General features: G+C 71.9%; 25 protein-coding genes. 17 read left to right on the top strand and 8 right to left on the bottom strand.

Annotated elements, in window-relative coordinates; all coding sequences use genetic code 11:
* Positions 1 to 90: 90 nt before the first annotated feature.
* Positions 91 to 765 carry an HD family hydrolase gene (locus ACFYST_RS28265; RefSeq protein WP_387866369.1) on the top strand — a complete coding sequence of 225 codons (675 nt, stop codon included), beginning with the start codon at positions 91 to 93 and terminating at the stop codon, positions 763 to 765.
* A 57-nt stretch (positions 766 to 822) separates the two neighbouring features.
* Here the strand turns inward: ACFYST_RS28265 and ACFYST_RS28260 are convergent, their stop codons facing one another.
* Positions 823 to 2,964, bottom strand: coding sequence for a M4 family metallopeptidase (locus tag ACFYST_RS28260; protein ID WP_387866367.1), 2,142 nt, complete (start codon positions 2,962 to 2,964; stop codon positions 823 to 825).
* A gap of 481 nt (positions 2,965 to 3,445) precedes the next feature.
* Here ACFYST_RS28260 and ACFYST_RS28255 point away from each other — a divergent pair, with 481 nt between their 5' ends.
* Complete coding sequence (locus ACFYST_RS28255) at positions 3,446 to 4,207, top strand: PP2C family protein-serine/threonine phosphatase (RefSeq protein ID WP_387866365.1); 762 nt, start codon at positions 3,446 to 3,448, stop codon at positions 4,205 to 4,207.
* 107 nt (positions 4,208 to 4,314) lie between these two features.
* On the top strand, positions 4,315 to 4,881 hold the full coding sequence (locus tag ACFYST_RS28250; protein ID WP_387866362.1) for a Uma2 family endonuclease: 567 nt from the start codon (positions 4,315 to 4,317) through the stop codon (positions 4,879 to 4,881).
* A 6-nt stretch (positions 4,882 to 4,887) separates the two neighbouring features.
* On the opposite strand, the gene ACFYST_RS28245 is transcribed toward ACFYST_RS28250, so the two are convergent.
* The 3 genes from ACFYST_RS28245 to ACFYST_RS28235 are packed head-to-tail and all read right to left on the bottom strand — an operon-like array spanning position 4,888 to position 6,996.
* On the bottom strand, positions 4,888 to 5,469 hold the full coding sequence (locus ACFYST_RS28245) for a hypothetical protein (protein WP_387866359.1): 582 nt from the start codon (positions 5,467 to 5,469) through the stop codon (positions 4,888 to 4,890).
* Positions 5,470 to 5,478: 9 nt separating this feature from the next.
* Positions 5,479 to 6,048, bottom strand: coding sequence for an MOSC domain-containing protein (locus ACFYST_RS28240; protein WP_387866357.1), 570 nt, complete (start codon positions 6,046 to 6,048; stop codon positions 5,479 to 5,481).
* A gap of 24 nt (positions 6,049 to 6,072) precedes the next feature.
* Entirely contained in the window at positions 6,073 to 6,996 is a 924-nt protein-coding gene (locus ACFYST_RS28235; RefSeq protein WP_387866353.1) for a LysR family transcriptional regulator, read from the bottom strand.
* 84 nt (positions 6,997 to 7,080) lie between these two features.
* Between ACFYST_RS28235 and ACFYST_RS28230 the strand changes: the two genes are divergently transcribed.
* The 4 genes from ACFYST_RS28230 (at position 7,081) to ACFYST_RS28215 (ending at position 11,082) form a co-directional block, all read left to right on the top strand.
* The gene (locus tag ACFYST_RS28230; protein ID WP_387866350.1) at positions 7,081 to 7,812 is read left to right on the top strand and encodes a succinate dehydrogenase cytochrome b subunit; all 732 of its coding nucleotides are present in this window, start codon (positions 7,081 to 7,083) and stop codon (positions 7,810 to 7,812) included.
* Positions 7,813 to 7,973: 161 nt separating this feature from the next.
* Entirely contained in the window at positions 7,974 to 9,917 is a 1,944-nt protein-coding gene (locus ACFYST_RS28225) for a fumarate reductase/succinate dehydrogenase flavoprotein subunit (protein WP_387866561.1), read from the top strand.
* The gene (locus ACFYST_RS28220; RefSeq protein ID WP_387641164.1) at positions 9,914 to 10,642 is read left to right on the top strand and encodes a succinate dehydrogenase/fumarate reductase iron-sulfur subunit; all 729 of its coding nucleotides are present in this window, start codon (positions 9,914 to 9,916) and stop codon (positions 10,640 to 10,642) included. Before ACFYST_RS28225 ends, ACFYST_RS28220 begins: the two co-directional genes overlap by 4 nt.
* 203 nt (positions 10,643 to 10,845) lie before the next feature.
* A complete protein-coding gene (locus ACFYST_RS28215; RefSeq protein WP_387866347.1) occupies positions 10,846 to 11,082 on the top strand; it encodes a chaplin in 237 nt (78 codons plus the stop codon).
* A 75-nt stretch (positions 11,083 to 11,157) separates the two neighbouring features.
* Here the strand turns inward: ACFYST_RS28215 and ACFYST_RS28210 are convergent, their stop codons facing one another.
* Positions 11,158 to 12,258: a helix-turn-helix domain-containing protein gene (locus ACFYST_RS28210; protein ID WP_387866344.1), complete on the bottom strand. Its 1,101-nt coding sequence runs from the start codon at positions 12,256 to 12,258 to the stop codon at positions 11,158 to 11,160.
* 156 nt (positions 12,259 to 12,414) lie between these two features.
* Between ACFYST_RS28210 and ACFYST_RS28205 the strand changes: the two genes are divergently transcribed.
* The gene (locus ACFYST_RS28205) at positions 12,415 to 13,209 is read left to right on the top strand and encodes a class II aldolase/adducin family protein (RefSeq protein WP_387641173.1); all 795 of its coding nucleotides are present in this window, start codon (positions 12,415 to 12,417) and stop codon (positions 13,207 to 13,209) included.
* A gap of 7 nt (positions 13,210 to 13,216) precedes the next feature.
* Here the strand turns inward: ACFYST_RS28205 and ligD are convergent, their stop codons facing one another.
* Positions 13,217 to 14,209 (bottom strand): non-homologous end-joining DNA ligase, encoded by a 993-nt coding sequence (ligD, locus tag ACFYST_RS28200; protein ID WP_387866341.1) that lies wholly within the window; start codon positions 14,207 to 14,209, stop codon positions 13,217 to 13,219.
* Between the two features lie 119 nt (positions 14,210 to 14,328).
* Between ligD and ACFYST_RS28195 the strand changes: the two genes are divergently transcribed.
* On the top strand, positions 14,329 to 15,393 hold the full coding sequence (locus tag ACFYST_RS28195; RefSeq protein ID WP_387866338.1) for an ATP-dependent DNA ligase: 1,065 nt from the start codon (positions 14,329 to 14,331) through the stop codon (positions 15,391 to 15,393).
* Here ACFYST_RS28195 and ACFYST_RS28190 read toward each other — a convergent pair.
* Positions 15,366 to 16,331, bottom strand: a complete 966-nt coding sequence (locus ACFYST_RS28190) for a TetR/AcrR family transcriptional regulator C-terminal domain-containing protein (RefSeq protein ID WP_387866335.1) — start codon at positions 16,329 to 16,331, stop codon at positions 15,366 to 15,368. The genes ACFYST_RS28195 and ACFYST_RS28190 overlap by 28 nt on opposite strands.
* Positions 16,332 to 16,501: 170 nt before the next feature.
* Here ACFYST_RS28190 and ACFYST_RS28185 point away from each other — a divergent pair, with 170 nt between their 5' ends.
* Positions 16,502 to 17,719, top strand: coding sequence for an FAD-dependent monooxygenase (locus tag ACFYST_RS28185; RefSeq protein WP_387866333.1), 1,218 nt, complete (start codon positions 16,502 to 16,504; stop codon positions 17,717 to 17,719).
* 209 nt (positions 17,720 to 17,928) lie between these two features.
* Here the strand turns inward: ACFYST_RS28185 and ACFYST_RS28180 are convergent, their stop codons facing one another.
* Entirely contained in the window at positions 17,929 to 18,312 is a 384-nt protein-coding gene (locus ACFYST_RS28180) for a hypothetical protein (protein WP_387866330.1), read from the bottom strand.
* A 59-nt stretch (positions 18,313 to 18,371) separates the two neighbouring features.
* Between ACFYST_RS28180 and ACFYST_RS28175 the strand changes: the two genes are divergently transcribed.
* From ACFYST_RS28175 to ACFYST_RS28145, 7 genes are all read left to right on the top strand, one after another.
* Positions 18,372 to 19,658, top strand: a complete 1,287-nt coding sequence (locus ACFYST_RS28175; RefSeq protein ID WP_387866328.1) for a hypothetical protein — start codon at positions 18,372 to 18,374, stop codon at positions 19,656 to 19,658.
* A gap of 331 nt (positions 19,659 to 19,989) precedes the next feature.
* Entirely contained in the window at positions 19,990 to 21,021 is a 1,032-nt protein-coding gene (tdh, locus tag ACFYST_RS28170; RefSeq protein WP_387641191.1) for an L-threonine 3-dehydrogenase, read from the top strand.
* A gap of 46 nt (positions 21,022 to 21,067) precedes the next feature.
* Positions 21,068 to 22,258, top strand: a complete 1,191-nt coding sequence (locus tag ACFYST_RS28165; protein ID WP_387641194.1) for a glycine C-acetyltransferase — start codon at positions 21,068 to 21,070, stop codon at positions 22,256 to 22,258.
* A 253-nt stretch (positions 22,259 to 22,511) separates the two neighbouring features.
* Positions 22,512 to 23,444, top strand: coding sequence for a LysR family transcriptional regulator (locus ACFYST_RS28160; RefSeq protein WP_387641196.1), 933 nt, complete (start codon positions 22,512 to 22,514; stop codon positions 23,442 to 23,444).
* Between the two features lie 95 nt (positions 23,445 to 23,539).
* A complete protein-coding gene (locus ACFYST_RS28155; protein WP_387866326.1) occupies positions 23,540 to 23,704 on the top strand; it encodes a hypothetical protein in 165 nt (54 codons plus the stop codon).
* Positions 23,701 to 24,117, top strand: a complete 417-nt coding sequence (locus ACFYST_RS28150) for a type II toxin-antitoxin system death-on-curing family toxin (RefSeq protein ID WP_387866323.1) — start codon at positions 23,701 to 23,703, stop codon at positions 24,115 to 24,117. Before ACFYST_RS28155 ends, ACFYST_RS28150 begins: the two co-directional genes overlap by 4 nt.
* A gap of 103 nt (positions 24,118 to 24,220) precedes the next feature.
* Positions 24,221 to 25,147, top strand: a complete 927-nt coding sequence (locus ACFYST_RS28145; RefSeq protein WP_387866321.1) for a Gfo/Idh/MocA family protein — start codon at positions 24,221 to 24,223, stop codon at positions 25,145 to 25,147.
* The last annotated feature ends 111 nt before the right edge of the window (positions 25,148 to 25,258 follow it).

Raw genomic sequence — 25,258 nt, 5'->3', positions numbered from 1 at the left:
CCGCGTGTCGGCGCAAGGCAACCGGATCCCATTGGGAATCCAGCAAACTGATTGAGCGTCAAGTGGCAGCGCCGTGGCACGATGGGCCTCATGAGTGACGCTCCGCACCCCCTGCTGGTGGACCGCACGCCCTTCCCCGACGGCATCGACGCGCGTCTGCGTGCCCAACTGACCTTCCTGGTCGAGATCGACCGGCTCAAGACCATTCTGCGGCAGTCGCCGCTGGTGGCGGCCGAGCGCCGCGAGAACGACGCCGAGCACTCCTGGCACCTGGCGATGATGGTGACCCTCCTCGCCGAGTACGCAGACGAGCCGATCCACGTGGGCCGCACCGTCCAACTCGTCCTGCTGCACGACCTGGTGGAGATCCACGCCGGGGACACGCCGCTGTACGACGCGGAGGCGGGCGTTGATCAGGCGGAGCGCGAGTCCGCGGCTGCGGACGAGTTGTTCGGGCTGTTGCCGAAGGATCAGGCCCGGTGGATGCGGGAGTTGTGGGACGAGTTCGAGGAACGCCGTACCCCGGAGGCCCGGTTCGCGAAGGCGATGGACCGGTTGCAGCCGCTGCTGCTCAACTGGATGGCGCACGGCGGTACTTGGCGCACCCCTGGGGTGACGGCGGACGATGTGCGTGCCCGCAAGGCGGTGATCGGTGACGCGTCGTCGGCGCTGTGGGCGGCGGGGCGGCGGCTGATCGACGAGGGCGAGCGGCGCGGCTGGTCACGGAGCGGCAGCGGCAATGGCGGCGGCGTAGAGCAGGTCTGAGAAAAGCGACCGGGAGGGTGCCGTCCCGCACGGCACCCTCCCGATCACCGCGGCCGGTCAGCCGATCTTCACGTCGTCGACCAGGAAGGTGGTCGCCAGCGAGGCGTCCTCCTGGCCGGCGAACTGCAGGCTGACGGTCTGCCCAGCGTAGGCGCTCAGGTTGACGGTCTTCTGGACGTAGCCGGCGCTGGCGTTCGCGTTGGAGTAGGTGGCGACGGTGGTGCCGTTGACGTTGACCTTCAGGGTGTCGTACGGCGTGGTGCCGGTTTCCTGGGTGGTCACCTTCAGCCAGAAGGTCAGCTTGGGTGTTCCGGCGGGCACCGCGATGTTGCTCTGCGAGAGGGTCTCGCCGGCGGTGGAGCCGTAGCCCATCATCCAGGCGTACCAGGAACCGCCGTGGGCGGGCTGCTGGTTGGAGTTGGTGATGTCGTTGGCGCTCTGCGTCCAGCCCGTGGTGCCCTGCTCGAATCCGCCGTTGACCAGGGCGTCGCCCCCGCCGGGGGTGCCGGTCGGGGTCGGGGTCGGGGTGGGTGTGCCGCCGCCGGGGTTGGGCAGGGCGGTGCCGAGCGAGACGGCGGCCCAGGCCTTCGAAACGATGTACTGCTCCTGGGAGTTGGCGCCGTACAGGTCGGCGGCGGCCTGCAGGGTGGCGGTGCGGGCGGCGTTGTAGTCGGTGGTGGAGGTCATGTAGGTGGTCAGGGCGCGGTACCAGATGGCGGCGGCCTTGTCCTTGCCGATGCCGCTGAAGCTGTCGCCGTTGCAGGTGGTGCCGTTGTGCGGGAGGCCGCCGATGGTCTTGGCGCCGGTGCCCTCGGAGGTCAGGTAGAAGAAGTGGTTTCCGATGCCCGACGAGTAGTGCACGTCGACCGAGCCCGCGTTGCTGTTGTAGCAGCCGAGTGAACTGCCGTCGAGTGTCGGGTCGTCCATCCGGCGCAGGTAGCCGTTGCCCATGTTGAGCTTCTCGCCGATGTAGTAATTCCCGGGGTTGACCGGGTCGTTGGCGTAGAACTCGACCATGGTCCCGAAGATGTCCGAGGTGGCCTCGTTGAGGCCGCCGGACTCGCCCGAGTAGTTGAGGTTGGCGGTGGCGGCGGTGACGCCGTGCGTCATCTCGTGGCCGGAGACGTCGAGTGCGGTCAGCGGGGTGTTGTTGTTCTGGGAGGAGCCGTCGCCGAAGGACATGCAGAAGCAGCTGTCGTCGTAGAACGCGTTCAGCAGCTGGTTGTCGACGTGCACGTACGCGGGGGCGCCGCGGCCGTCGTTGCGGATGCCCGAGCGGTTGAAGGTGTTCTTGTAGAAGTCCCAGGTCCTGGCGAGGCCGAACGAGGCGTCCACGGCGGCGCTTTCGCGGTTGGCGGTGGTGCCGTCGCCCCAGTTGTCGGTGGTGTCGGTGAAGGTGTTGGCGTTCTGCGCGGGATTGGACTGCGGGCTGTTGTTGGAGTCGTAGACGATGGTCGAGCCGTGCAGCGCGTCGGTCAGCGTGTAGTTGCCGCTGCCGTCCTGGCTGGTCTCCAGGGTGACCTGGCCGACGTTGACGCCGTTGCCGGTGCCGGAGATGCCCTGCTCGGTCTCGTACTGGTCCAGCACCGTGCCGGTGGCGGCGTCCACCACGACGGCTTCCCGGGAGTTGGCGCCGGCCTCGCCCGCGCCGGTGACGGTGTTGCGGTACGCGAGCGCGGGGGTCTTGCCGACAGCCCAGACCACCAGCTGGCTGGTGTCCAGGTTGGTGGTGCGGGCCTGCTTGACGTGCTTGGCGCTGCGTTCGGCCGTGGCGGAGGCGTCCTTGGCGGTCAGCTTCGGCGTCACGCCCGCGACCTGGACGGCGCCCTGGTGGGCCCAGGTGGTGGAGGTGATCGTCCCGTTCTTCGCGCGGTGCACGACCAGGTCGCCGCCGACCACCGGCAGCCCGCGGTAGGTGCGGTCGTAACGGACGTGCCGCGCACCGTTGTTGTCGACCAGGACGTCCTTGGCGACCAGGCGTTCGTCCGGGCCGAGGCCCAGCGCCTTCGCTGTGGCGGCGGCCTCCTTGCCGGCCTGGTCCATGGCCGCGAGCCGGCCCACGGCGCTCATCGCCTGGAACCCGGCACCGGACTGCGCGGTGGGGCTGGCCTGCGCGACGCCTTGCGAAGTGGCCGTCGCGGCGGTGCCCAGGGTGAGGGCGGCCGCAACAGCTGCCGCCAGAGCGGTCTTACGGTTCATCGCAATTCCTCCCGCCGGGCCGGGGTCGGTTGGGGGACGACCGGCGACACCGTAGGGGTTGTGGTGTCGCGGCCGGATTTCGGCTCGGCGGCAGGACGCTAGGACCGTTTCCCACCCTTGCGACATGGCACCGACAAACGGCAAGGGAATGGCAAGGGGAGGGGCCGTCACTTCGTAGGGAACCCATCTGGAGTGCGGCCAGTAAAGCTTCCGGAAAAGGAAGTTGACGGTCGCGCCAAGCTACCCCGGGAACCGGTCAAGGGGCAAGGAGCCTTGACGCCCGCAATTCCCGCACCAGGCGAGAGCAGGGGCATTCCACCGGATTCTCTTGACGAAGGGAATGCCCGGGGAACGGAGTCCGCGCGGGCCGGCCGGAGTTGCGCCCGGGCCCCTCGGCGGAAGGTGTCCGTCCGGGTGTGCTTGGCTTGACGTCACGGCCGCGCAACGGATCGCGCGAGCGGGAGAGTTCGGAGAGAGGTGGATGGTCGTGCCGATCATCGCGGTGAGCGTGCTCAGCCACACGGGAGTGGTGCGTCAGCACAACGAGGACAGTGTGGCGGTCGGGCCGTGGACGCTCTGCGCGACGGCCACCGACAGCCCGCAGACCTTCTACTTCCCACTCGGCGCCACCGCTCTGACGGTCGCGGTCGCCGACGGACTGGGCGGCCACCCGGGCGGCGACCTGGCCTCCTCGCTGATCGCCGGGCAACTCGCCTCCACCGGAGGGGGATTGACCGACGAGCAGGCCGTCCGGGACGCGCTGCAGGCCGGCCACGAGACCCTCCACGACGCGGCCGACGCCGACCCCGCGCTGACCGGGATGAGCACCACCGTGGCCGGGCTGGCGCTGACCGCCGAGTCCGTGTTCGTGTTCAACGTCGGCGACAGCCGGGTCTACGAACTCACCGACACCGGACCGGAGTTGCTCACCACCGACGACAGCCCGCCGCTCGCCGAGGGCCAGCGCACCACTCACCTGGTCACCAGCGTCCTCGGCGGCGCCACCCCGCGCGACGCCCTCGCCCCGCACGTCACCCGCCTGCCCGTCCGCCCCGGCGCCCGCTACCTGCTCTGCACCGACGGCCTCAGCGACCCCGTCCCGCCGGAGGAGTGGACGGCCCTGATCGCCGACGGCGACGCGGACGAGGACGACCAGCATGCCGTCGTCGAACTCTGGCGCGCCGCGATCCGGGCCGGCGGCCCGGACAACATCACCGTCGCGCTGGTCCGGATCGACGACTGACGAGAGACCGCCCAAGGCCGCGAACCCGAAACGGTGAACGGCCTGCTGGTTCGACGCGTGGGCGTGGCTTTCGGAGGAGAATCGGGCGGGAACAGAGGAGGTGCGCCATGAGCACGGCAGCCCATGTCCCCCGGGACTATCGCGTCAGTGACCCCGAGAGGGCTCTGAAGTACGCAGTTCAGCACGTCGCGGGTGATCGTGCCGAGATCATCGAGGGAGTCATCACGCCCATGTCGCCGTCCTGGGCGCACGAGAACGCCGCCGAGGTGGTTCGTCGGCAGCTCACCCCGCGTCTGGAGGAACTCGGCCTGGTCTCCGGGTCGGGCAACCTCGACCTGCCGGGCAGCGAGAACTGGTTCATCCCCGACCTGGCGGTGGTCCCGGCCGAGCTCGCCGCGAAGACCGAGGGTGCCCTGCTGCCCGATCAGACCCTGCTGGTGGTCGAGGTCACCTCGCCGTCGAACGGCGAGACCGACCGCACCACCAAACGCCGCCGCTACGGCCAGTACGGCGCCCCGATCTACCTGCTGGTGGACCGTCAACAGCGCGAGTGCACCGTCTTCTCCGCCCCCGGACGTCTGGGCTACCAGGAAATCGACGGCCCGCACCCCTTCGGTAGCGCCGTTCGGCTGCCCGCGCCGTTCGATCTGGAGCTCGACACCAGCCGGTTCTGACGGGAGCTATGCGGTTGGCGGCAGCAGCTCCAGGACGACGGCCGTTCCGGCGATGGTGCGGTCTTCGTGCATGGTGATCGTCGCGCCGGGCTGAAGGTGTCGCCACTGTGTGGGGGTGAGGGGGGCGAGGCGTGCGGAGGAGCGTTCGCCGGGGCCGAGGGCGGGGGTGTGTTCGACCCAGAGGCGGGCGATGTCGAGGGTCGGGTCGCCGGTGGGGGTGCGGTTTCCGATGTTCCACATGGGGCGGAGGTCGCCGGCTCCGGAGAAGGGGGTCTGGCGTCGGCTCTCGGTGGCGGGGAGGAGGGTGAGGTCGACCCGGATGATGCCGTGGCGGGTTTCGTAGTGGCGCCAGTGGCACCAGGCCGCGCTGGTCTTCAGTTGCATCTGCTCGGCGGCCGTGCCGAGGGTCTCCCAGAAAGCGAGCGGCAGCGGGTGGGCGTCGCCGAGGTCCTCGAGCAGGTCGAGAGCGATCTCCCACTCGTCGTGGGCGAGGTAGTCCCAGACGTCGTCGATCGTGAGGTCGTTCTCGGTGGCGATTCCTTGGGGGACCAACAGGCTGGCGGATTCCAGCAGTTCGGGAACGTTCATGCCGGGCCGTCAGACCCGCTCGAGCGGGCGGTGCGGGCCGTCCGGGAGGGTGACGGTGATGGTGTCGCCGGGGTGGATCGGGCCGCCGGTGCGGACGATGCCCATGATGCCCGCCTTGCGGACGGTGTCGCCGTTCTCGTCGCGGAACACCACCTGCTTGAGCAGGCCGTGCTGGAAGTTGTCGATCTGCGCGCATGGGTTGCGCAGGCCGGTGACTTCGACCACCGCCTCCGGGCCGAGGTGCAGCAGGGTGCCGACCGGGAGGCCGAGCAGGTCGATGCCGCGGGTGGTGACGTTCTCGCCCAACTCGCCCGGGGCGACGGTGAATCCGGCCTCGGCCAGCTCGTCGAACAGCTCGGCGTGGATCAGGTGGACCTGGCGGAGGTTCGGCACCGTCGGGTCCTGGGCGACCCGGGAGCGGTGCTTGACGGTGACGCCGGAGTGCACGTCGCCCTCGACGCCGAGGCCCTCGAGCAGGCGGATGCCCGCCCGGTTGGGCTTGCTGAAGGAGTATTCGCCGTTGCTGCTGACCGCCACCACGCTGCCGGACATCCGGGCCGCCTCTCGTCGAACGAACATGCGGAGCATAAGGGTAGGCCGCGGTCAGTCCGGCGGTAGCAGGCGGGTGCCCGGCGGGAGGGAGCCGGCGCGGTCGGCGTCGACCAGGTAGGCGAGCAGGGTGCCGCGGAAGGCGGTGGCGGCACGGGTCAGCGGGAGGTCGCGGCCGTGCGCGAGGGAGATGGTGCGGCCCAGGCCGGGCGGGGCGAAGGGGGCGGAGCGCAGACCGGAGCGGGCGGCGACCATGCCGGGGACGACGGCGGGCCCGAGACCGGCCCGGACGGCGGCCAGCACGGCGTCCATCTCGCCGCCCTCGACAGCGTAGGAAGGTTCGAAGCCGGCGGCCCGGCACGCGGCGAGGGTGGTCTCGCGGACGTCGTAGCCCTCCCGGAACATCACCAGGCCCTGGCCGCGCAGGTCGGTGATCCGGGCCCGGCGGCGGGGGAGCGGCTCGGCGGAGACCAGCACCAGGTCCTCGTGCAGCAGCGGCGTGACGGAGAGGCCGGGGGGCGTGGCGGACGGCGCGGCGATGATCAGGGCGAGGTCGAGTTCGCCGGCCTCCAGGTCGCGGACCAGGTCGCGCGAGCCGCCCTCGGTCAGCCGCAGGTCCACCCCGGGGTGCAGCGCCCGGTAGGCGCGCAGCACCTCGGGCACCAGGCTGGCGCAGAGCGAGGGCGGCGCCCCGAACCGGACCCGGCCCCGGCGCAGCTGCACCGTCTCGGCGACGGCCCGCCGGGCACTCTCCGCGTCGGCCAGGATGCGCCGGGCGAGCGGCAACAGGGCCTGCCCGGCATCGGTCAGCGAGGTGCCGGAGCGCGAGCGGTGGAACAGCTCCGCGCCCAACTCCCGTTCCAGTGAACGGATTTGTTGCGAGAGTGACGGCTGTGAGACGTGCGTCAGTTCGGCGGCCCGGGTGAAGTGCCGGGCGTCGGCGACGGCGACGAAGTAGGCGAGCTGCTGCAACTGCACAGCAGCCATCATAGGCATTTCCTATCGTGGGCAGCGCTTTCATGTCTTGGACAGCTCCTGCGCACCGGGCCTACCGTCATGCCCATGGCTTCTGCTACCCGGACAAACCGGGTGAACCGGACCCCCACTCCCGGTCGGCATCCGTCCGCCGCGGCGGCACTGTGGCGCAGCTCCGTCGGCAAGAAGGCGGTGATGGCCGTCAGCGGGCTGCTGATGCTCGCCTACCTGGTGGCCCACATGCTGGGCAACCTCAAGGTGTTCTTCGGCCCGGACGACCTCAACGGCTACGCGTACTGGCTGCGCACCATCGGCCAGCCGCTGCTGCACTTCGGCTGGTTCCTCTGGCTGGCCCGCGCCGTCCTGCTGGCGGCCGTGGTCGCGCACGGCGTGGCCGCCTACCAGCTCTCCCGCCGCGACCTGCGGGCCCGCCCGCAGCAGTACGTGCACCGGCGGCGGCGGGCCAGCTACGCGACCCGGACGATGCGCTGGGGCGGGGTGATCCTCGGCCTGTTCATCGTCTGGCACATCCTCGACCTGACCACGCTGACGGTGAACCCGGCCGCCGAGGAGGGCCGCCCGTACCAGAACATCGTGGCCTCGTTCTCGACCTGGTACGGCGGCGGGATCTACCTGCTGGCGGTGCTCGCGCTCGGGCTGCACGTCCGGCACGGGTTCTGGAGCGCCGCGCAGACCCTCGGCGTCAACAACCCGCGCCGCGACCGGGTGCTGAAGTTCGCCGCGAACGCGCTGGCGCTGCTGCTGACCGTCGGCTTCGCGTCGGTGCCGGTCGCCGTGATGACCGGGCTGGTCCGATGAACGCCCGCGACAACGGGCAGACCGCCCACGACGCGGGCGGGACCGGCCCGACGAGCGCCCACGACAACGGGCAGACCGCCCACGGCGCCGGCGGGACCGGCCCGACGAGCGCCCATGACAACGGGCAGACCGCGCACGACACGACTTCCGGGAAGGCCCCGATGAGCTACCTCGACTACACCGTCGGCGCGCCCGTCGCCGACACCCGGGCCCCGGCCGGGCCGATCGAACAGCGCTGGGACCAGCGGCGGTTCGAGGCCAAGCTGGTCAACCCGGCGAACCGCCGCAAGCACACCGTGATCGTGGTCGGCACCGGCCTGGCCGGCGGCGCGGCCGGTGCGACACTGGCCGAACAGGGCTACCACGTCGTGCAGTTCTGCTTCCAGGACTCCCCGCGGCGCGCTCACTCGATCGCCGCGCAGGGCGGCATCAACGCAGCGAAGAACTACCGCAACGACGGCGACTCGATCCGCCGGCTGTTCTACGACACCGTCAAGGGCGGCGACTTCCGCGCCCGCGAGTCCAACGTGCACCGCCTCGCCCAGGTCTCGGTGGAGATCATCGACCAGTGCGTGGCACAGGGCGTGCCGTTCGCCCGCGAGTACGGCGGCCTGCTCGACACCCGCTCGTTCGGCGGCGTCCAGGTCTCCCGCACCTTCTACGCCCGCGGCCAGACCGGCCAGCAGCTGCTGCTCGGCGCCTACCAGGCGCTGTCACGGCAGATCGCGGCCGGGAACGTCGAGTTGCACGCGCGCACCGAGATGCTCGACCTGATCGTGATCGACGGCCGGGCCCGCGGCATCGTCGCCCGGGACCTGGTGACCGGCGAGATCCGTTCCTACCTGGCGGACGCCGTGGTGCTCGCCACCGGCGGCTACGGCAACGTGTTCTACCTGTCGACGAACGCCAAGAACTCGAACGCGACGGCCATTTGGCGCGCGCACCGGCGCGGCGCGTACTTCGCCAACCCGTGCTTCACGCAGATCCACCCGACCTGCATCCCGCGCTCCGGCGACCACCAGTCCAAGCTGACGCTGATGAGCGAGTCGCTGCGCAACGACGGCCGGATCTGGGTGCCGAAGGCGAAGGGCGACACCCGGCCGCCCGGGCAGATTCCCGAGGACGAGCGGGACTACTACCTGGAGCGGATCTACCCGGCGTTCGGCAACCTGGTGCCCCGCGACATCGCCTCCCGGGCCGCCAAGGTGGTCTGCGACGAGGGCCGCGGCGTCGGCCCCGGCGGGCAGGGGGTGTACCTGGACTTCGCCGACGCCATCGCCCGGCTCGGCCGGGCCGCCGTCGAGGCCAAGTACGGCAACCTGTTCGAGATGTACCAGCGGATCACCGCCGAGGACCCGTACACCGTGCCGATGCGGATCTACCCGGCGATCCACTACACGATGGGCGGCCTGTGGGTGGACTACGACCTGCAGACCACCGTCCCCGGCCTGTTCGCGATCGGCGAGGCCAACTTCTCCGACCACGGCGCCAACCGGCTCGGCGCGAGCGCCCTGATGCAGGGCCTCGCCGACGGCTACTTCGTGCTGCCGCCCACCCTCAACGACTACCTGGGCCGCACCCCGCTCGACCCCGTCCCCGGAGACCACCCCGAACTCGCCGAGGTGGAGGCCGAGGTGACGGACCGGCTCAACCTGATCCTGTCCGTGGACGGCGACCGCACCCCCGACTCCTTCCACCGCGAACTCGGCGAACTGCTCTGGGACAACTGCGGAATGGCCCGCGACGAGGCCGGCCTGCGGCACGCGCTGGTCCGGATCCCCGAACTGCGCGAGGAGTTCTGGCGGCGGATCAAGGTCCCGGGCACCGGCGCCGAGCTCAACCAGGCGCTGGAGAAGGCCAATCGGCTGGTCGACTACTTCGAACTCGCCGAACTGATGTGCCTGGACGCGCTGCACCGCAGCGAGTCCTGCGGCGGCCACTTCCGCACCGAATCCGCCACCCCCGAGGGCGAAGCCGCCCGCCGGGACGAGGAGTTCAGCTACGCCGCCGCCTGGGAGTTCGCCGGCACCGGCGGAGCGCCCGTCCTGCACAAGGAAGAGCTCGTCTTCGAGCACGTCCACCCCACCCAGCGGAGCTACGCGTGAACCTCACCCTGCGCATCTGGCGCCAGCAGGGCCCGGACACCCCGGGCGAGATGACGATCTACCAGGTCTCCGGCATCAGCGAGGACATGTCCTTCCTGGAGATGCTGGACACCCTCAACGAGGAACTCATCCTGCGCGGCGAGCGCCCCGTCGCCTTCGACCACGACTGCCGCGAAGGCATCTGCGGCGCCTGCGGCATGGTCATCAACGGCCAGGCCCACGGCCCCGAACGCACCACCACCTGCCAGCTGCACATGCGGCACTTCAACGACGGCGACACCATCGACGTCGAACCCTGGCGGGCCGGCGCCTTCCCCGTGGTGCGCGACCTGGTGGTGGACCGCTCCGCCCTCGACCGGATCATCGGCTCCGGCGGCTACATCACCGCACCCACCGGTGCCGCCCCCGAGGCGCACGCCACCGCCGTCCCCAAGGAAGCCGCCGACCTCGCCTTCGAGCACGCCGAGTGCATCGGCTGCGGGGCCTGCGTCGCCGCTTGCCCCAACGGCTCGGCGATGCTGTTCACCGCCGCCAAGGTGGTCCACCTCAACGTCCTCCCGCAGGGCGCGCCCGAACGCGCCTCGCGGGTACGGAACATGGTGGGCGCGATGGACGACGAGGGCTTCGGCGGCTGCACCAACACCGGCGAGTGCGCCACCGCCTGTCCCAAGGGCATCCCGCTGACCGGAATCGCCCGGCTCAACCGCGAGTTCCTGCGGAGCTGACCGGACCCGGGCGGGCTCGGCCGCGAGTTCCTGCGGAGCTGACCGGACCCGGGCGGGCTCGGCCGCGAGTTCCTGCGGAGCTGACCGGACCCGGGCGGGCTCGGCCGATGGACACGCCCACGATCTGTGCAATGTGGGCGTTGGCGCGGTTCGAACAGGTGTGATCGAGGTCCGCTTATCGGATCATCACACCTGGAGAAATCATGCGTGTTCGCACGTCCCTCGCCGCTTCCGGACTCGCCGTGGCCTGCCTGCTCGTCGGGGCCGGCTCCGCCGTCGCCGACGCCACCGCGCACGGTGTGGCCGCCAACTCGCCCGGCGTCCTCTCCGGCAACCTGATCCAGGTCCCCATCGACCTGGATCTCAACGTCTGCGGCAACTCGATCAACGTCATCGGCGCGTTCAACCCGGCGGTCGGGAACATCTGCGTCAACGAGTGACCGACCGCCCCGCAGGTCCGTGTGCCGCTCGGGCCCGCCGCGCACTGCGGGCGGGCCCGGGGCGGCACCCCGCAGTCAGCCTAGCCAGCTGCGCAGCGCCCACCACCAGTGCGCGGTGTGCTCGACGCCGTCGGTCAGCGGGTCGGCGCCGGTCAGCTCGCGCAGTCGCCGCAGCCGGTACTTCACCGTGTTGGGGTGCACGTGCAGCTCCGCGGCCGTCCGGTCGGTGCGGCCACCGTGGGTCAGCTGGGCCAGAGCGGTGACGGCGAGTTCCCGGTGGAAGGGATCGGCCCGGTCCAGGGCGCCCAGCAGGTCGCCCGCCAGCAGGGCGCCGAGCTCGCCGTCGGCGGGCGTGGCAGTGAGCAGGGCGAGGTCGGCCAGCCGGTGAAGGCCGGTCAGGCCGGCCGACTCGGCGGCCCGCAGGGCGCGCCGGGCCAGCGCGTACAGGGGGGCCAGACCGGACGGTTCGGCAGGCGGCGTGACGACGGTGGTCGGGCCGTCGAACGGCAGGACAGGCATGGGTCCGGTCAGCGCCGCCAGCCGGCCGTCCACAAAACCGCACAGGCCGGGACCGGCCGCGACGAGGGCCTGCTCGAGCGGCCCCGCCAGCGCCGGATCACTCACCGCCGTCACCACGCACCGGTACCGGCCGGTCGGCGAAAGCGGCGCGCCGAGCGCCTCCACCGGTTCCCCGTGCAGGAGTTGACGCAGCGTCAGGGCGCGTCCCTCGCGGGCGGTGCGGGCCGCCGCCAGCTCCGCCACCCGGTGTTCCTGCACCATCCGGCGAGCTAGCGTGATGGTGATGTGATCGATCCGGGTCACGCCGTCCAGCAGCTCGTCCGCCGGGACGGCGCACCGGCGGCCCTCCGCGATCACCGCCTCCACCAGGTGCGAGCGCCCCGCCTGGAAACCGTCCAGCAGCGCCGCCACCGGCACCCCCTGCCGCGCCCGGTCCGAACCCAGCAGGGCAGCCGCCGCGAGCGCCTGCACCCCCGGCTCGCCGTCTCCCTGCAACGCCGAGCGCACCCCGTCCAGCAAGGCCCGGGTGTGCCGGCGCACCTCGCGCTCCGGCAGCGCGGCGACCAGTTCGGACGCGGCGCGCGCGGCCCGCACCGCCGCCGCGAGCACCTCCGGGTCCTCGGTGCGCCCGGCCACCAGCCGCACGAACGCCTCCACCGGCCGTCCCCCCTCCTGCGCTTGCCCGGTCCCCGTCTGTGGTTGGCCCCGGCGGACAACCGGTGCCGTCCACGTTGGGCGCCGCAAGCCTATGCCCGGCCCGCCCGGCCCTGGTGAGCTGTGCCCGCCCCGCACCCCACGGAGAGGTCACCCGCCATGTCCGACACCGAATCCCTGCTCGACCGCCTGCCCGGCGACCTGATCTTCCGGCTGCCGCCGACCTTCGACACCGTCGAGGAGGAACGCCGCCACCGCAAGGAACGCCTCGCCGCCGCCCTGCGGATCTTCGGCAAGCTCGGGTTCGAGGAGGGCGTCGCCGGGCACATCACCGCCCGCGACCCGGAACTCACCGACCACTTCTGGGTCAACCCGTTCGGCATGTCCTTCAAGCACGTCAAGGTCAGCGACCTGGTGCTGGTCGACCACCACGGCACCGTGGTGGAGGGCCGCTACCCGGTCAACCAGGCCGCGTTCGTCATCCACTCGACCATCCACCGGGCCCGCCCGGACGTGGTCGCCGCCGCGCACAGCCACTCCACCCACGGGCGGGCGCTGTCCGCGCTCGGCCGCCGACTGGAGCCGATCACCCAGGACGTGTGCGCCTTCTACCAGGACCACGCCCTGTTCGACGACTACACCGGCCTGGTCACCGACCTGGAGGAGGGCGAGCGGATCGCCACCGCGCTCGGCCCGCACAAGGCCGTCATCCTGCGCAACCACGGCCTGCTCACCGTCGGCAGCACCGTGGACGCCGCCGCCTGGTGGTTCATCACCATGGAGCGCTCCTGCCAGGTCCAGCTGCTCGCGCAGGCCGCCGGCCCCACCATCCCGATCTCGCCCGAGAACGCCGCCCTCACCTACCGGCAGATCGGCAACGACCTGGCCGGCTGGGTCAACTACCAGCCGCTGTACGACCAGATCACCCGCGAACAGCCCGATCTCTTCGAGTGAGGGCGGGTCACTTCCTGGCCCGGCTCGGCTGCACCCGGCGCGGTTCGCCCGGCATCTTCGGGTGGTCCGGCGGGTAGGGGAGGTCGCCGGCGTCCTGGTGCGCGTACAGCTCCAACACGCGTTCCAGGGAGCCGGGTCGGCGCTCCATGTCGGCGTGCAGGTCGCCGAGTTCGGCGAACCGCTCGGGCAGGGTGCGCAGGGTGAAGTCGCTGGGGGAGACCTGCTCGATCTCCTCCCAGCGCAGCGGCGTGGAGGCGGTGGCCTGCGGGCGGGGGCGCAGCGAGTACGGGGAGGCGATGGTGCGGTCGCGGGCCATCTGGTTGTAGTCGACGAAGATCCGCTCGCCGCGTTCCTCCTTCCACCACTTGGTGGTGACCTCGCCGCCGGTGCGGTGCTCGAGTTCGCGGCCGAGCGCGATGACGGCGTGCCGGCAGTCGGTGAACGTCCAGCGCGGCTCGATCGGCACGTACACGTGCAGGCCCCGGCCGCCGGACGTCTTCGGCCAGCCGGTCAGGCCGAACTCCTCCAGCAGCGGCCGCAGTCGGAGCGCGGCGCGGACCGCGTCGGTGAAGTCGGTGCCGGGCTGCGGGTCGAGGTCGATGCGCAGCTCGTCGGGGTGCTCGGTGTCCGCGCGGCGCACCGGCCACGGGTGGAAGGTCAGGCAGCCGAGGTTGGCCGCCCACAGCACGGCGGCCTCCTCGGTCGGGCAGATCTCGTCGGCGCTGCGACCGGACGGGAAGGCGATCCGCGCGGTCGGCAGCCACTCCGGGCGGCCCTTCGGCGCGCGCTTCTGGTAGAAGAACTCTCCGTCCACGCCCTCCGGGAAGCGCTGCAGCGTGGTCGGCCGGTCACGCAGGCCGCGCAGCACCCCGGGGGCGACGGCCAGGTAGTACTCGGCGACGTCCCGCTTCGTGTACCCGGGCTCCGGGTAGTACACCTTGTCCGGGTTGGACAGCCGCACCGTCCGGCCGCCGACCTCCAGTTCCACAGCAGAAGCCATGCCGTCCACGCTAGGCGGCCCGCCCATGCACCGCGCGTTGCGGTACGGCAGGGTGGACGACACGCCGGGGCGCCCCGACACGCCGCGGCGCCGCGGGCGGGCCGGGGACCATCGGAGGCATGCAGCTACCCGTGATGCCACCGGTCTCGCCCATGCTCGCGAAGGCCGTGACCGCGATCCCGCCCGGCATGCAGTACGAGGCGAAATGGGACGGCTTCCGGGCGATCGTGTACCGCGACGGCGACGAGATTGAACTCGGCTCGCGCACCGGCAAGCCGCTGACCAGGTACTTCCCCGAGGTGGTGGAGGCCGTCCGGGAGCAGCTGCCCGAGCGGTGCGTGGTGGACGGCGAGATCGTCGTCGCGCACGACGGGCGGCTGTACTTCGAGGAACTGCTGGAACGCATCCACCCCGCCGCGTCCCGGGTCCGCACCCTCGCCGAGCGCACCCCCGCCTCGCTGGTCGCCTTCGACCTGCTCGCCCTCGACGACGACGACCTCACCGCCCGCCCGCTGGTCGAACGCCGCGCCGAACTCGCCCAGCTGCTGGCCGACGCCGCCCCGCCGGTCCACCTGGCCCCCGCCACCACCGACCTGGACACCGCCCGCGGCTGGTTCTCCCGCTTCGAGGGCGCCGGACTGGACGGAGTGGTCGCCAAACCGCTCGACGCCCCCTACCGGCCCGGCGAGCGCACCATGTTCAAGGTCAAGCACGCCCGCACCGCCGACTGCGTGGTGGCCGGCTACCGCGAACACAAGAGCGGCCCCGTGGTCGGCTCCCTGCTGCTCGGCCTGTACGACCCCGACGGACGGCTCCAGCACGTCGGCGTCAGCGCCTCCTTCCCGATGGCCCGCCGCCGCGAACTCGCCGAAGAACTCGCCCCGTTGAGGCTCGACGCCGACGACCTGGCGGGCCACCCGTGGGGGGCCTGGGCGGACGAACAGGCCCAGGCGAGCAGCCGGCTGCCCGGCGCGGTCAGCCGCTGGACCGGCAAGAAGGACCTGTCCTGGGTGCCGCTGCGCCCCGAGCGGGTCGCCGAGGTCGGCTACGACCACATGGAGGGCACCCGGTTCCGGCACACCACCCAGTTCAAGCGCTGGCGGCCGGACCGCACGCCGGAGAGCTGCACGTACGCGCAGCTGGAGGAGCCGGTCTCCTACGACCTGGGCGAACTGCTGGGCTGAGCGGCCGAGTTGATCAGCGCGGCGAAGCCGTCCAGCAGGCGTTGCAGGCCGAAGTCGAAGAGCTGGTCGAGGTCGAAGTCGTAGCCCTCCGTGGTGAGCCGGAGGAAGGTGGGGTACTCGGCGACCAGCTCCATGAACTGGGGCTCCTGCTGGTCCATCCAGGCCTCGGCGTCCTGGCCGGTGGCGGCCTCGGCGGCGGCCTCCATCTCCAGGTTGAGCGCGGTGCCGCGGACGTAGTTGAACAGCGTCAGGTAGGCGGTGAGCACCGTCTGCAGATCCAGGCCCTCGGCGGCCAGGGTGGACAGCACCCACTCGCCGAACGGCAGGGCGTTGGAGAGCGGTTGGGGGCGGGTCATGGACAGCGCGGAGGCCAGCCAGGGGTGCGCCCGGAACAGGTCCCAGATCAGCCGGGCGGCCAGCTCCAGCCGGGCCCGCCAGGGCAGTTCGGCGTCGGCGGGGGAGAACCTGACGGCGGCGAAGACCTGCTCCATCATCAGGTTGACCAGGCCGTCCTTGTCGGGGACGTGCCGGTACAGCGACATGGTGGCGGCGTCCAGCTCGGCCGCGACCCGGCGCATCGACAGCGCCTCCAGGCCCTCGTTGTCGGCGATCTCCACTGCGGCCGCGACGATCCGATCCGGCGTCAGGCCGCCCTCCACGGTGAGCCGGCGGGGGATCTGCCGCTCGCCTGCGGCGGGCCGGGCCGGCGCTTGTGCCCGAGCGGGCGCGGCGGCCTCGGCGACCAGCGTGCCGACGCCGGGGACCGCCCGGACCAGGCCCTGGCCGCGCAGCTCCGCCAGCACCTTGGTGGCGGTGGCCATCGCCACGTTCCAGCGGCGGGTGATCTCCCGGGTGGACGGCACCCGGTCGCCGGGCCGCAGCTCGCCGCGCTCGATCCGCTGCCGGAGTTCGCCCGCGATCTGTTCGTAGCGGTCCACCCGCTCCACCTCCGCACTAGTGCACCAGTCGGCCCATGCTAGCTGCCGGACTTGGCACCGTACCAGGGTTCGGGCGGCCCCGGAGCGCACTAGTGCACTAGTGCAGCAATCGCTGAAATCGAGGCGTTGCAGGTTGCGTAGTGCGGAGCGTACGGCGTACGTTCGGTGCCATGAAGAACGCGGACATCCTCGTCTCCGGCGGCGGCATAGCCGGACCCACCCTGGCGTACTGGCTACGCAAGGCCGGCTTCCGTCCCGTCGTGGTGGAACGCGCCCCCGCGCCCCGCCCCGGCGGACAGGCGGTCGACCTGCGCGGCGCCGGACGCACCGTCATCGACCGGATGGGCCTGCTCGACCAGGCCAGGCAGGTCGCCGTCGACCAGCGCGGCCTCGCACTCGTCGACCGGAACGGCAAGCACATCGCCCGGCTGCCCACCGAACTCTTCGGCGGCGAAGGCATCGTCTCCGACCTCGAAATCCTCCGCGACGACCTCGCCACCGTGCTCTACCGGGCCACCGCCGACGACGTCGAATACCTCTTCGACGACACCATCACCTCCCTCCGGGAGGACGCCGACGGCGTGCACGTCACCTTCGAGAACGCCCCGCCCCGCCGCTTCGACCTGGTGGTCGGCGCGGACGGCCTGCACTCCACCGTCCGCCGCCTCGCCTTCGGCCCCGAGAGCGAGCACTTCGTCCCCATCGGCGGCTACACCGCCTGGTTCACCGCCCGCCTCGAACTCGACCTCGACGACTGGTTCCTGATGTACAACGCCCCCGGCGGGCGGGTGGCGATGGCCCGCCCCGGCCGGGCCCCCGGCGAGGTCAAGGCCGGACTCAGCTTCCGCTCCGCCCCCCTCGCCCACGACCGCCGCGACCGCGCCGCCCAGCAGCGCCTGCTCACCGACCGCTTCGCCGGGGCCGGATGGGAGGTCGACCGGCTGCTCGCCGCAATGGCCGAGGCCGACGACTTCTTCTTCGAACACCTCGGCCAGGTCCGCCTCGACCGCTACACCCGCGGCCGCACCGCCCTGATCGGCGACGCCGCCTGCTGCCCCACCCCCCTCACCGGCCTCGGCACCAGCCTCGCCCTGGTCGGCGCCTACCTGCTGGCCGGCGAGCTCGCCACCGCCAACGGCGACTTCACCACCGCCTTCGCCCGCTTCCAGGACCGGATGAAGCCCTACGCCGCCAAGGCCCAGGAACTCCCCCCGGGCGGCATGGCGGGCTACGCCCCCAACGGCCGCACGATGATCGCACTGCGCGCCGCCTCCATGCGCTGGATGACCCGCCGCCCGCTGCGCACCCTGATGGAGGCCCAGGCCGCGAAGGCCGGCGACATCGAACTGCCGGACTACGCCAACGTGCTGTTTTCGCAGCGGAGTTGAACTCGCCGTCAGGAGCGGCCGAACCAGCGGCGCCTGGCCGGGGGCTGGGGCGCGGGGCTGTCCGCCGGTGGGTTGTCGTACTCGCGGGAGACCACCCGGACCTGGCCGGACTCGGGGTCGTGGCGGACCGTGTCCAGGGCCTGGCGGTCGAACTCGCGGATCCGCCGGACCAGCGCGTCGCGCAGGGCGACGGCGACCGGGTCGGTGGCTCAGTCGAGCTTCAGCTCCGCCTCGGATCCGTAGGACGCCCACTCGCGCAGCATCTGCGCGGTGAAGAATGCCTGCCAGTTCCGGGAGCGGATCCCGAGCCGGGCGACGCCGGTCTTCTCGAGGATGTCCCGCAGCCGTGCCGCGTCGCAGTGCACCATCGCGGAGGCCGACGGCAGCAGTTCCGCGCCGACGTCCGCGCCGGTGAAGCCGAGCAGCGTGGGGGGCATCTCGTCGTCAGGGAGGAACATCACCTTCCAGTCGGCGGTGACGGGAATGAACGCCCCGCCCTCGAACAGCGCGGAGATCACGGCCTCGGGCGCGGGCGCGTGCCCGTCCCGGCTGTCGAGAAGCTCGGCGAGGCGTGTGTTCGATGGCTCGGTCACGCGGCGCAGCATAGTGCCCGGGCAGCGGCTGTCGGGGGCGGGCGGCATGATCATGCGTCATGCGCTGTGACATCTGTGACCACGACCTGGCCAAGTGGGATCTGCCGCCTTCGCGGTGGACGCGTGAGGTCTGGATCTGTACCTGGTGCTTCGCGGTCGTGCGGGTCGGTGGTGACGGCGCGATCGTTCGGCAGGCGTACAGCGAGTGGGACTTGCGATGGGAGGCGGCCTGGACGGACATGCTGCCGGACGCTCGGCGGCACGCGTACGGGTACTTCCGGCGGACGCTGTGCGGGATCGAGCGGCCGGACCTGGCCGGGTCGCCGTTCGGGATGTGGGGCGGCGGCCGGGACGAGTGTCCTGACTGCACCGCCGCCGCCCGGGCCATCGACGACCGGTGGCCGGAGGACCGGCGCGACGACCTCGGGCGGATCCTGGTGCCCGCGACCGGGCCCGCGCCGGTCCACCCGTCCGAGCGGGACCCGCTGCCGGGCGAACTCGGCCACCCGGACGTCCAGTTGCCGGAGGTGCGGCGGAGCCCGCCCGCGCGGGTGGTCGCGGCGGCGCACGGCGTGATCGGTGACGGCCCGGAGGCGGTGCGGCTGCCGGCGTGCTGGGCCGGGTACGGGATCGGGCCCTACCGGCCGTACGACGGGCGGGACCGGACCTTCGCCTGGTTCCAGGCCTACGCCCTGGACAGCGTGCCGCCGCTGGACGAGGCGTCCTTCGTCGGCGACTACGCGTGGTTCGGCGAGATCGGCGAACCGCTGGACTACCGTACCGCCGTGACGGACCCGATCGCGGCGGAGCTGGCCCGGGACGGGCTCGAACTCCCGGCGGATTTCCTGGCGTTGATCACCAGGTCCGGTCTGCACCGCTGCCTCGACCGGGTCGGCGGCGGCGCGTGGACGGACGTGGCCGGCCCGGTGCCCAGCCCGCTCGATCCGGCCGACCGGCTGGTGGCGTTCTTCCGGGACCAGCAGAGCTGCATCGTCTGGTACCTGTACCTGCACCACAACGGGCAGTCGGCGGTGGTCAGTTCGGACCGCGACCTCACCAGCGCCCCGGGCGACTACTACGGGCCGGACGGCGAGCTGGTCGTGCCGAAGCCCCCGGAGCTGTTCTGGAACGCGCCGAGCACCGAGATCTTCGCCTACCGCTTCTTCGTCGAGGGCAGCCTCATCGACGCGATCGGGGAGCGCAGGCGGCCGGACGAGGTGGACCCCGAGCACCTCGCGTACCTGGCGCACTACCTGCCGGTCGTGAGCGGCGGCGCAGGAGCGCAGCGGGGAGCCGGGGCCAACTCGGGGAAGCCGGAGGCTGGTTGGGGAGCGCCGCCGTTCTGACGAGGCGGCACCGGTCCCGGTGGGGGAGGACCTGTGCAATCCAGACTGTCAAGACCATGTCAAGGGGTGGACGGCGCGCAGCGCGGCCGCCAGCGGCACGGCGCGCTGCTCCGTCCGGGTGGATCACGGCACGCCGCAGGCCGCCCCGCCACCCTGCTCGGGCACGATCGTTCAGCCCAGCTGTGGCACCCGTTAAGAATTCCTCGATGGACCGCACCCCCCGTGACCAGGCAGATTTCACCCTGCCCGGGCGGTCCACCGCCGCACGCCGGGCCGACCCCGGGCCTGCCGACCGCAGGACCGCCCGCACTTCGCGTCAGGAGCCCTCGCAGTGAAGGCACTCGTCAAGCTGGACGCCGCCCCCGGCCTGTGGATGACCGACGTCCCGGAACCGGAGATCGGCCCGAGCGACGTCCTGATCAAGGTCCTGCGCACCGGCATCTGCGGCACCGACCTGCACATCCGCAAGTGGGACGGCTGGGCCCAGCAGACCATCAAGACCCCGATGACCATCGGCCACGAGTTCGTCGGCGAGGTCGCCGCGCTCGGCGCCGCCGTCACCGACATCAACGTCGGCGACCTGGTCAGCGGCGAGGGCCACCTGGTCTGCGGCAAGTGCCGCAACTGCCTGGCCGGCCGCCGCCACCTGTGCCGCAACACCATCGGCCTGGGCGTCAACCGCGACGGCGCGTTCGCCGAGTACGTCGCCCTGCCCGCCTCCAACGTCTGGGTGCACCGCGTCCCCGTCGACCTCGACGTGGCCGCCATCTTCGACCCGTTCGGCAACGCCGTGCACACCGCGCTGTCCTTCCCGATGGTCGGCGAGGACGTGCTGGTCACTGGCGCCGGCCCGATCGGCATCATGGCCGCCGCCGTCGCCAAGCACGCCGGCGCCCGCAACGTGATGATCACCGACGTCTCCGAGTACCGCCTGGAGCTGGCCCGCAAGCTCGGCGTCACCCTCGCCCTGGACGTCTCGCAGCACACCATCGAGGACGGCCAGCACAAGCTCGGCCTGCGCGAGGGCTTCGACGTCGGCCTGGAGATGTCCGGCCGCCCCGAGGCCATGCAGTCGATGATCGCCAACATGACGCACGGCGGAAAGATCGCCATGCTCGGCCTGCCCGCCGACCAGTTCCCGATCGACTGGTCCGCCGTGGTCACCTCGATGCTCACCATCAAGGGCATCTACGGCCGCGAGATGTTCGAGACCTGGTACGCGATGTCCGTGCTGCTCGAAGGCGGACTCGACCTCAGCCCGGTGATCACCGGCCGGTACGCCGCCCAGGACTTCGAAGCCGCCTTCGACGAGGCCGCCGGCGGCAACTGCGGCAAGGTCATCCTCGACTGGACCACGCTGTAAGCCTCTCTCGGCAAGCCCGCTGACTTTCGTTAGGAGCGACACCCCCGTGTTCGACACCGTCCGCGACGACCTCGCCGCCACCCTCGCCGAGATCCGCGAAGCCGGCCTCTTCAAGCCCGAACGCGTCATCGGCACCCCGCAGTCCGCCGAGATCACCGTCACCTCCGGCACCGGCGGCCAGGTGCTCAACTTCTGCGCCAACAACTACCTCGGCCTCGCCGACCACCCCAAGGTGGTCGACGCCGCCAAGGAGGCGCTGGACCGCTGGGGCTACGGCATGGCGTCCGTCCGCTTCATCTGCGGCACCCAGGACGTGCACAAGGAACTGGAGCAGCGGCTCTCCCAGTTCCTCGGCCAGGAGGACACCATCCTCTACTCGTCCTGCTTCGACGCCAACGGCGGCGTCTTCGAAACCCTGCTGGACGAGCGCGACGCCGTCATCTCCGACGCCCTCAACCACGCCTCCATCATCGACGGCATCCGGCTCTCCAAGGCCCGCCGCCACCGCTACGCCAACCGCGACCTGGCCGACCTGGAGCAGCAGCTCAAGGCCACCCAGGACGCCCGCCGCCGGCTGATCGTCACCGACGGCGTGTTCTCCATGGACGGCTACATCGCCCCGCTCGCCGAGATCTGCGACCTCGCCGACCGCTACAACGCGATGGTCATGGTCGACGACTCGCACGCCGTCGGCTTCGTCGGCCCCACCGGCCGCGGCACGCCCGAACTGCACGGCGTGATGGACCGCGTGGACATCATCACCGGCACCCTCGGCAAGGCCCTCGGCGGCGCGTCCGGCGGCTACGTCGCCGCCCGCCGCGAGATCGTCGCCCTGCTGCGCCAGCGCTCCCGCCCCTACCTGTTCTCCAACTCGCTCGCCCCGGTGATCGCGGCCGCCTCGCTCACCGTGCTCGACCTGCTGGAGACCAGCGACGACCTGCGGGCCAAGCTCGCCGCCAACACCGAGCTGTTCCGCACCAAGATGACCGAGGCCGGGTTCGAGATCCTGCCCGGCGAGCACGCGATCGCCCCCGTCATGGTCGGCGACGCCGCCAAGGCCGGACGCCTCGCCGAGCTGCTGCTGGAGCGCGGCGTCTACGTCATCGGCTTCTCCTACCCGGTGGTGCCGCACGGCGCCGCCCGGATCCGGGTCCAGCTGTCCGCCGCGCACAGCACCGAGGACGTCGAGCGCGCCATCGCCGCGTTCATCGACGCCCGCGCCGCGCTCGGCGAGTAGACCCCTACAGCCTGGCGCGGGCCGAACCCTCAACCGCGCCATCCGCGACGGGCCGCCCCCATCCCATCCCCCGGGCGGCCCGCCGAAGGCGCGGGGAGCCAACCCCCCGGCTTCCCGCGCCACCCTTCGTGCCGCCCCCATCCCATCCCCCGGGCGGCTCGCAAAAGGCGCGGGGAGCCAACCTCCTCGGCTCCCCGCGCCACCCTCCGGCCACCCGTACGGAGCAGTCCCGCGGCGCTGGCAGAATTGACCCGTGATCGACGCACGACGGCTACGGACCCTGCGGGCCGTGGCCGACCACCGGACCGTGACCGCCGCGGCGGCCGCGCTCTACCTCACCCCCTCCGCGGTCTCCCAGCAGCTCGCCGCCCTCGAACAGGAGACCGGCCACACCCTGCTGGTCCGCGACGGCCGGGGCGTCCGCCTCACCGCCGCCGGCGAGATCCTGCTCGGCCACGCCGACGCCGTCCTCGCCCAGCTCGAACGCGCCGAGGCCGACCTGGCCGCCTACAGCTCCGGCGCCGCCGGCGAAGTCACCGTCGCCGCCTTCGCCACCGGCATCGCCATGGTCCTCGCCCCCGCGATTGCCGCACTCGCCGGCACCCACCCCGGCCTGCGCGTCAAGGCCCGCGACTCCGAGGGCGACGCGAGCCTGCCGATGCTGCTCGACGGCCGCGCCGACATCGCCGTCGCCGTCGAGTACCGCGGCGCGCCACGCCCCGACGACCGGCGGCTCACCCGGCTCCCGCTGTACGCCGAACCCTTCGACGCCGTCCTCCCGCTCGACCACCCGCTCGCCGCCGGCACCGGCCCCGTCGCCGTCGCCGAACTCGCCGACGAACCGTGGATCGGCCCCTACCCCGGCAACCCCTGCCACGACGTGGTCCTGCTGGCCTGCGAGAACGCCGGCTTCCAGCCCCGGCTGATGCACTCCTCCGATGACTTCAGCGCCGTCACCGCACTCGCCTCGGCCGGCGCGGGCGTCGCCCTCGTCCCCCGCTCCGCGCTGCGCGCCGCCGACCGCGGCCGGGTCGCCGTCCGCCCCGTCACCAGCGCCCTCGCCACCCGCAAGGTGTTCGCCGCGACCAGGGCCGGCGCCGAACTCCACCCGCTGATCCGGCCCGTCCTGCACGCCCTCGCCGAAGCCGCCGGGCACCTCGACCGCCGCGCCGGGCAAGCCGTCTGACGGCTTTCCCGCCGCCGTTAAACCGGTGGACGGAGAGCTTCCGGTTCACTACCGTCGGTGCCCGAACCGACGGAACCGGGAGGGGGCGCGCCGCGATGGAGCAGCAGCACGAGCAGCAGGGCAGGCAGGAGCAGGACGAGCAGCACGATCCGCGGCGCCACGCCTGGGTGCCCGCGCAGCGCGCCGAGCGGCGGGCCGCCCTGGTGGCGCGGATACGCGCGGCCAACGCGGAGACGCTGGAGAGGCTGGCCGACCTGTGAGCACCGTCCAGCCGACCGACTTCCTCGACGAGGACGACATCACCCACCTGCTGGGCGACGTCGCCACCGTCCGCGAGCGCTCCCTGCTGCAATCCGCGCTGGGCCGCCCGCAGGCCTCCGTGTTCGGCGCCGACGCCTACCCGGACGTGTGGACCAAGGCGGTCGCCCTCGGCGAATCCCTGTCCCGCAACCACCCCATGACGGACCGGAACAAGCGCACCACCTTCGAGTCGATGCTGCTGTTCCTCGACTACAACCACCAGCCCTACACCGACCCGCACCCGGACGACGCCGTCGCCTTCGTGCTGCGCCTGGCGCAGGGCGGCTACGCCGGCCAACTGCCCGGCGCGGTCGCCGACTTCCGCCGCATGCTGGGCGCACCGGCGGCGGTGCCGGGCGGTCGGGAGGGCTGACGAACCGGCCGGGCCACCCGCGTCCTGACTGCTCAACAGCGGTCTGACATATGCTGCCGGGTGGCCCGCGCCGGCCGTCAACCACCTTGCAGGAGTGCCCAGAATGAGCGACAACGAGACGGACCTCACCGCCGCCCTTCCGATCGGTGTCATCGGGCTCGGTGACATCGCGCAGAAGGCCTACCTGCCGGTCCTCGCCGCGCAACCCGGCCTGGACCTGCGGCTGATGACCAGGGACCGGGCCAAGCTGGACCGGATCGGCGACGCCTACCGGATCCCGTTCCGGACCACCGACCTGGACGAGCTGATCGACTCCGGGATCCGGGGCGCGTTCGTGCACGCCGCCACCGAGCAGCACGTCCCGATCGTGGAGAAGCTGCTCACCCGGGGCGTCGACGTGTACGTGGACAAGCCGCTGGCCTACCACCTCGACGGGGCACGCCACTTGGTCGACCTGGCCGGGCGCACCGGGCGATCGCTGATGGTCGGCTTCAACCGGCGCCACGCCCCCGGCTACCTGCTGGCCGCCGAACGCCCGCGCGACCTGATCGTGCTGCAGAAGCACCGCGAGGGACTGCCCGAGCAGGCCCGCACCCTGGTGTTCGACGACTTCATCCACGTGGTGGACACGCTGCGTTTCCTGGCTCCCGGCGAGATCGAGCACGTGGACGTCCGCTCCCGGGTCCGGGGCGGCCTGGTCGAGCACGTCGTGCTGACGCTGGCCGGCGAGGGGTTCACCGCGCTCGGCCTGATGAACCGGGTCTCCGGCTCCACCGAGGAGATCCTCGAGGTGTCCGGCGCCGACTCCAAGCGCGAGGTCCACAACCTCGCCGACATCGTCGACCACAAGGGCCAGCCCACCGTCCGCCGGCGCGGCGACTGGGTGCCGGTCGCCCGCCAGCGCGGCATCGAACAGGTGGTGCTGCACTTCCTGGACGCGCTGCGGGCCGGCAAGACCCTCGACGCCACCGACGCGCTGCGCACCCACGAACTGTGCGAACTGATCGTGGAGCGCCTCGAGACCGCCTGACGTTCGGATCTCGAACCGCCCCGGCCCCTGCACGGGTCGCTCGAACGAGCGATTCACCCGATCGGTGCGCACCCCGAAAGGATCAGTTCCACCGGCCGCGGGACGGGGCAT

The organism is Kitasatospora sp. NPDC004614, from assembly GCF_042873675.1.
Lineage (GTDB): Bacteria > Actinomycetota > Actinomycetes > Streptomycetales > Streptomycetaceae > Kitasatospora.
This window is presented reverse-complemented; position numbering and strand designations above follow the sequence as displayed.

What these genes read in the sequence shown, in the direction of transcription:
- ACFYST_RS28185 (WP_387866333.1), top strand. Translation starts at nt 16,502, where the DNA reads ATGAAGAACGCGGACATCCTCGTCTCCGGCGGCGGCATAGCCGGACCC.
- ACFYST_RS28175 (WP_387866328.1), top strand. Translation starts at nt 18,372, where the DNA reads ATGCGCTGTGACATCTGTGACCACGACCTGGCCAAGTGGGATCTGCCG.
- ACFYST_RS28205 (WP_387641173.1), top strand. Translation starts at nt 12,415, where the DNA reads ATGTCCGACACCGAATCCCTGCTCGACCGCCTGCCCGGCGACCTGATC.
- ligD (WP_387866341.1), bottom strand. Translation starts at nt 14,209, where the DNA reads ATGGCTTCTGCTGTGGAACTGGAGGTCGGCGGCCGGACGGTGCGGCTG.
- ACFYST_RS28240 (WP_387866357.1), bottom strand. Translation starts at nt 6,048, where the DNA reads ATGTTCGTTCGACGAGAGGCGGCCCGGATGTCCGGCAGCGTGGTGGCG.
- ACFYST_RS28260 (WP_387866367.1), bottom strand. Translation starts at nt 2,964, where the DNA reads ATGAACCGTAAGACCGCTCTGGCGGCAGCTGTTGCGGCCGCCCTCACC.
- ACFYST_RS28215 (WP_387866347.1), top strand. Translation starts at nt 10,846, where the DNA reads ATGCGTGTTCGCACGTCCCTCGCCGCTTCCGGACTCGCCGTGGCCTGC.
- ACFYST_RS28265 (WP_387866369.1), top strand. Translation starts at nt 91, where the DNA reads ATGAGTGACGCTCCGCACCCCCTGCTGGTGGACCGCACGCCCTTCCCC.
- ACFYST_RS28225 (WP_387866561.1), top strand. Translation starts at nt 7,974, where the DNA reads ATGAGCTACCTCGACTACACCGTCGGCGCGCCCGTCGCCGACACCCGG.
- ACFYST_RS28230 (WP_387866350.1), top strand. Translation starts at nt 7,081, where the DNA reads ATGGCTTCTGCTACCCGGACAAACCGGGTGAACCGGACCCCCACTCCC.
- ACFYST_RS28250 (WP_387866362.1), top strand. Translation starts at nt 4,315, where the DNA reads ATGAGCACGGCAGCCCATGTCCCCCGGGACTATCGCGTCAGTGACCCC.
- ACFYST_RS28245 (WP_387866359.1), bottom strand. Translation starts at nt 5,469, where the DNA reads ATGAACGTTCCCGAACTGCTGGAATCCGCCAGCCTGTTGGTCCCCCAA.
- ACFYST_RS28145 (WP_387866321.1), top strand. Translation starts at nt 24,221, where the DNA reads ATGAGCGACAACGAGACGGACCTCACCGCCGCCCTTCCGATCGGTGTC.
- ACFYST_RS28155 (WP_387866326.1), top strand. Translation starts at nt 23,540, where the DNA reads ATGGAGCAGCAGCACGAGCAGCAGGGCAGGCAGGAGCAGGACGAGCAG.
- ACFYST_RS28255 (WP_387866365.1), top strand. Translation starts at nt 3,446, where the DNA reads ATGGTCGTGCCGATCATCGCGGTGAGCGTGCTCAGCCACACGGGAGTG.
- ACFYST_RS28195 (WP_387866338.1), top strand. Translation starts at nt 14,329, where the DNA reads ATGCAGCTACCCGTGATGCCACCGGTCTCGCCCATGCTCGCGAAGGCC.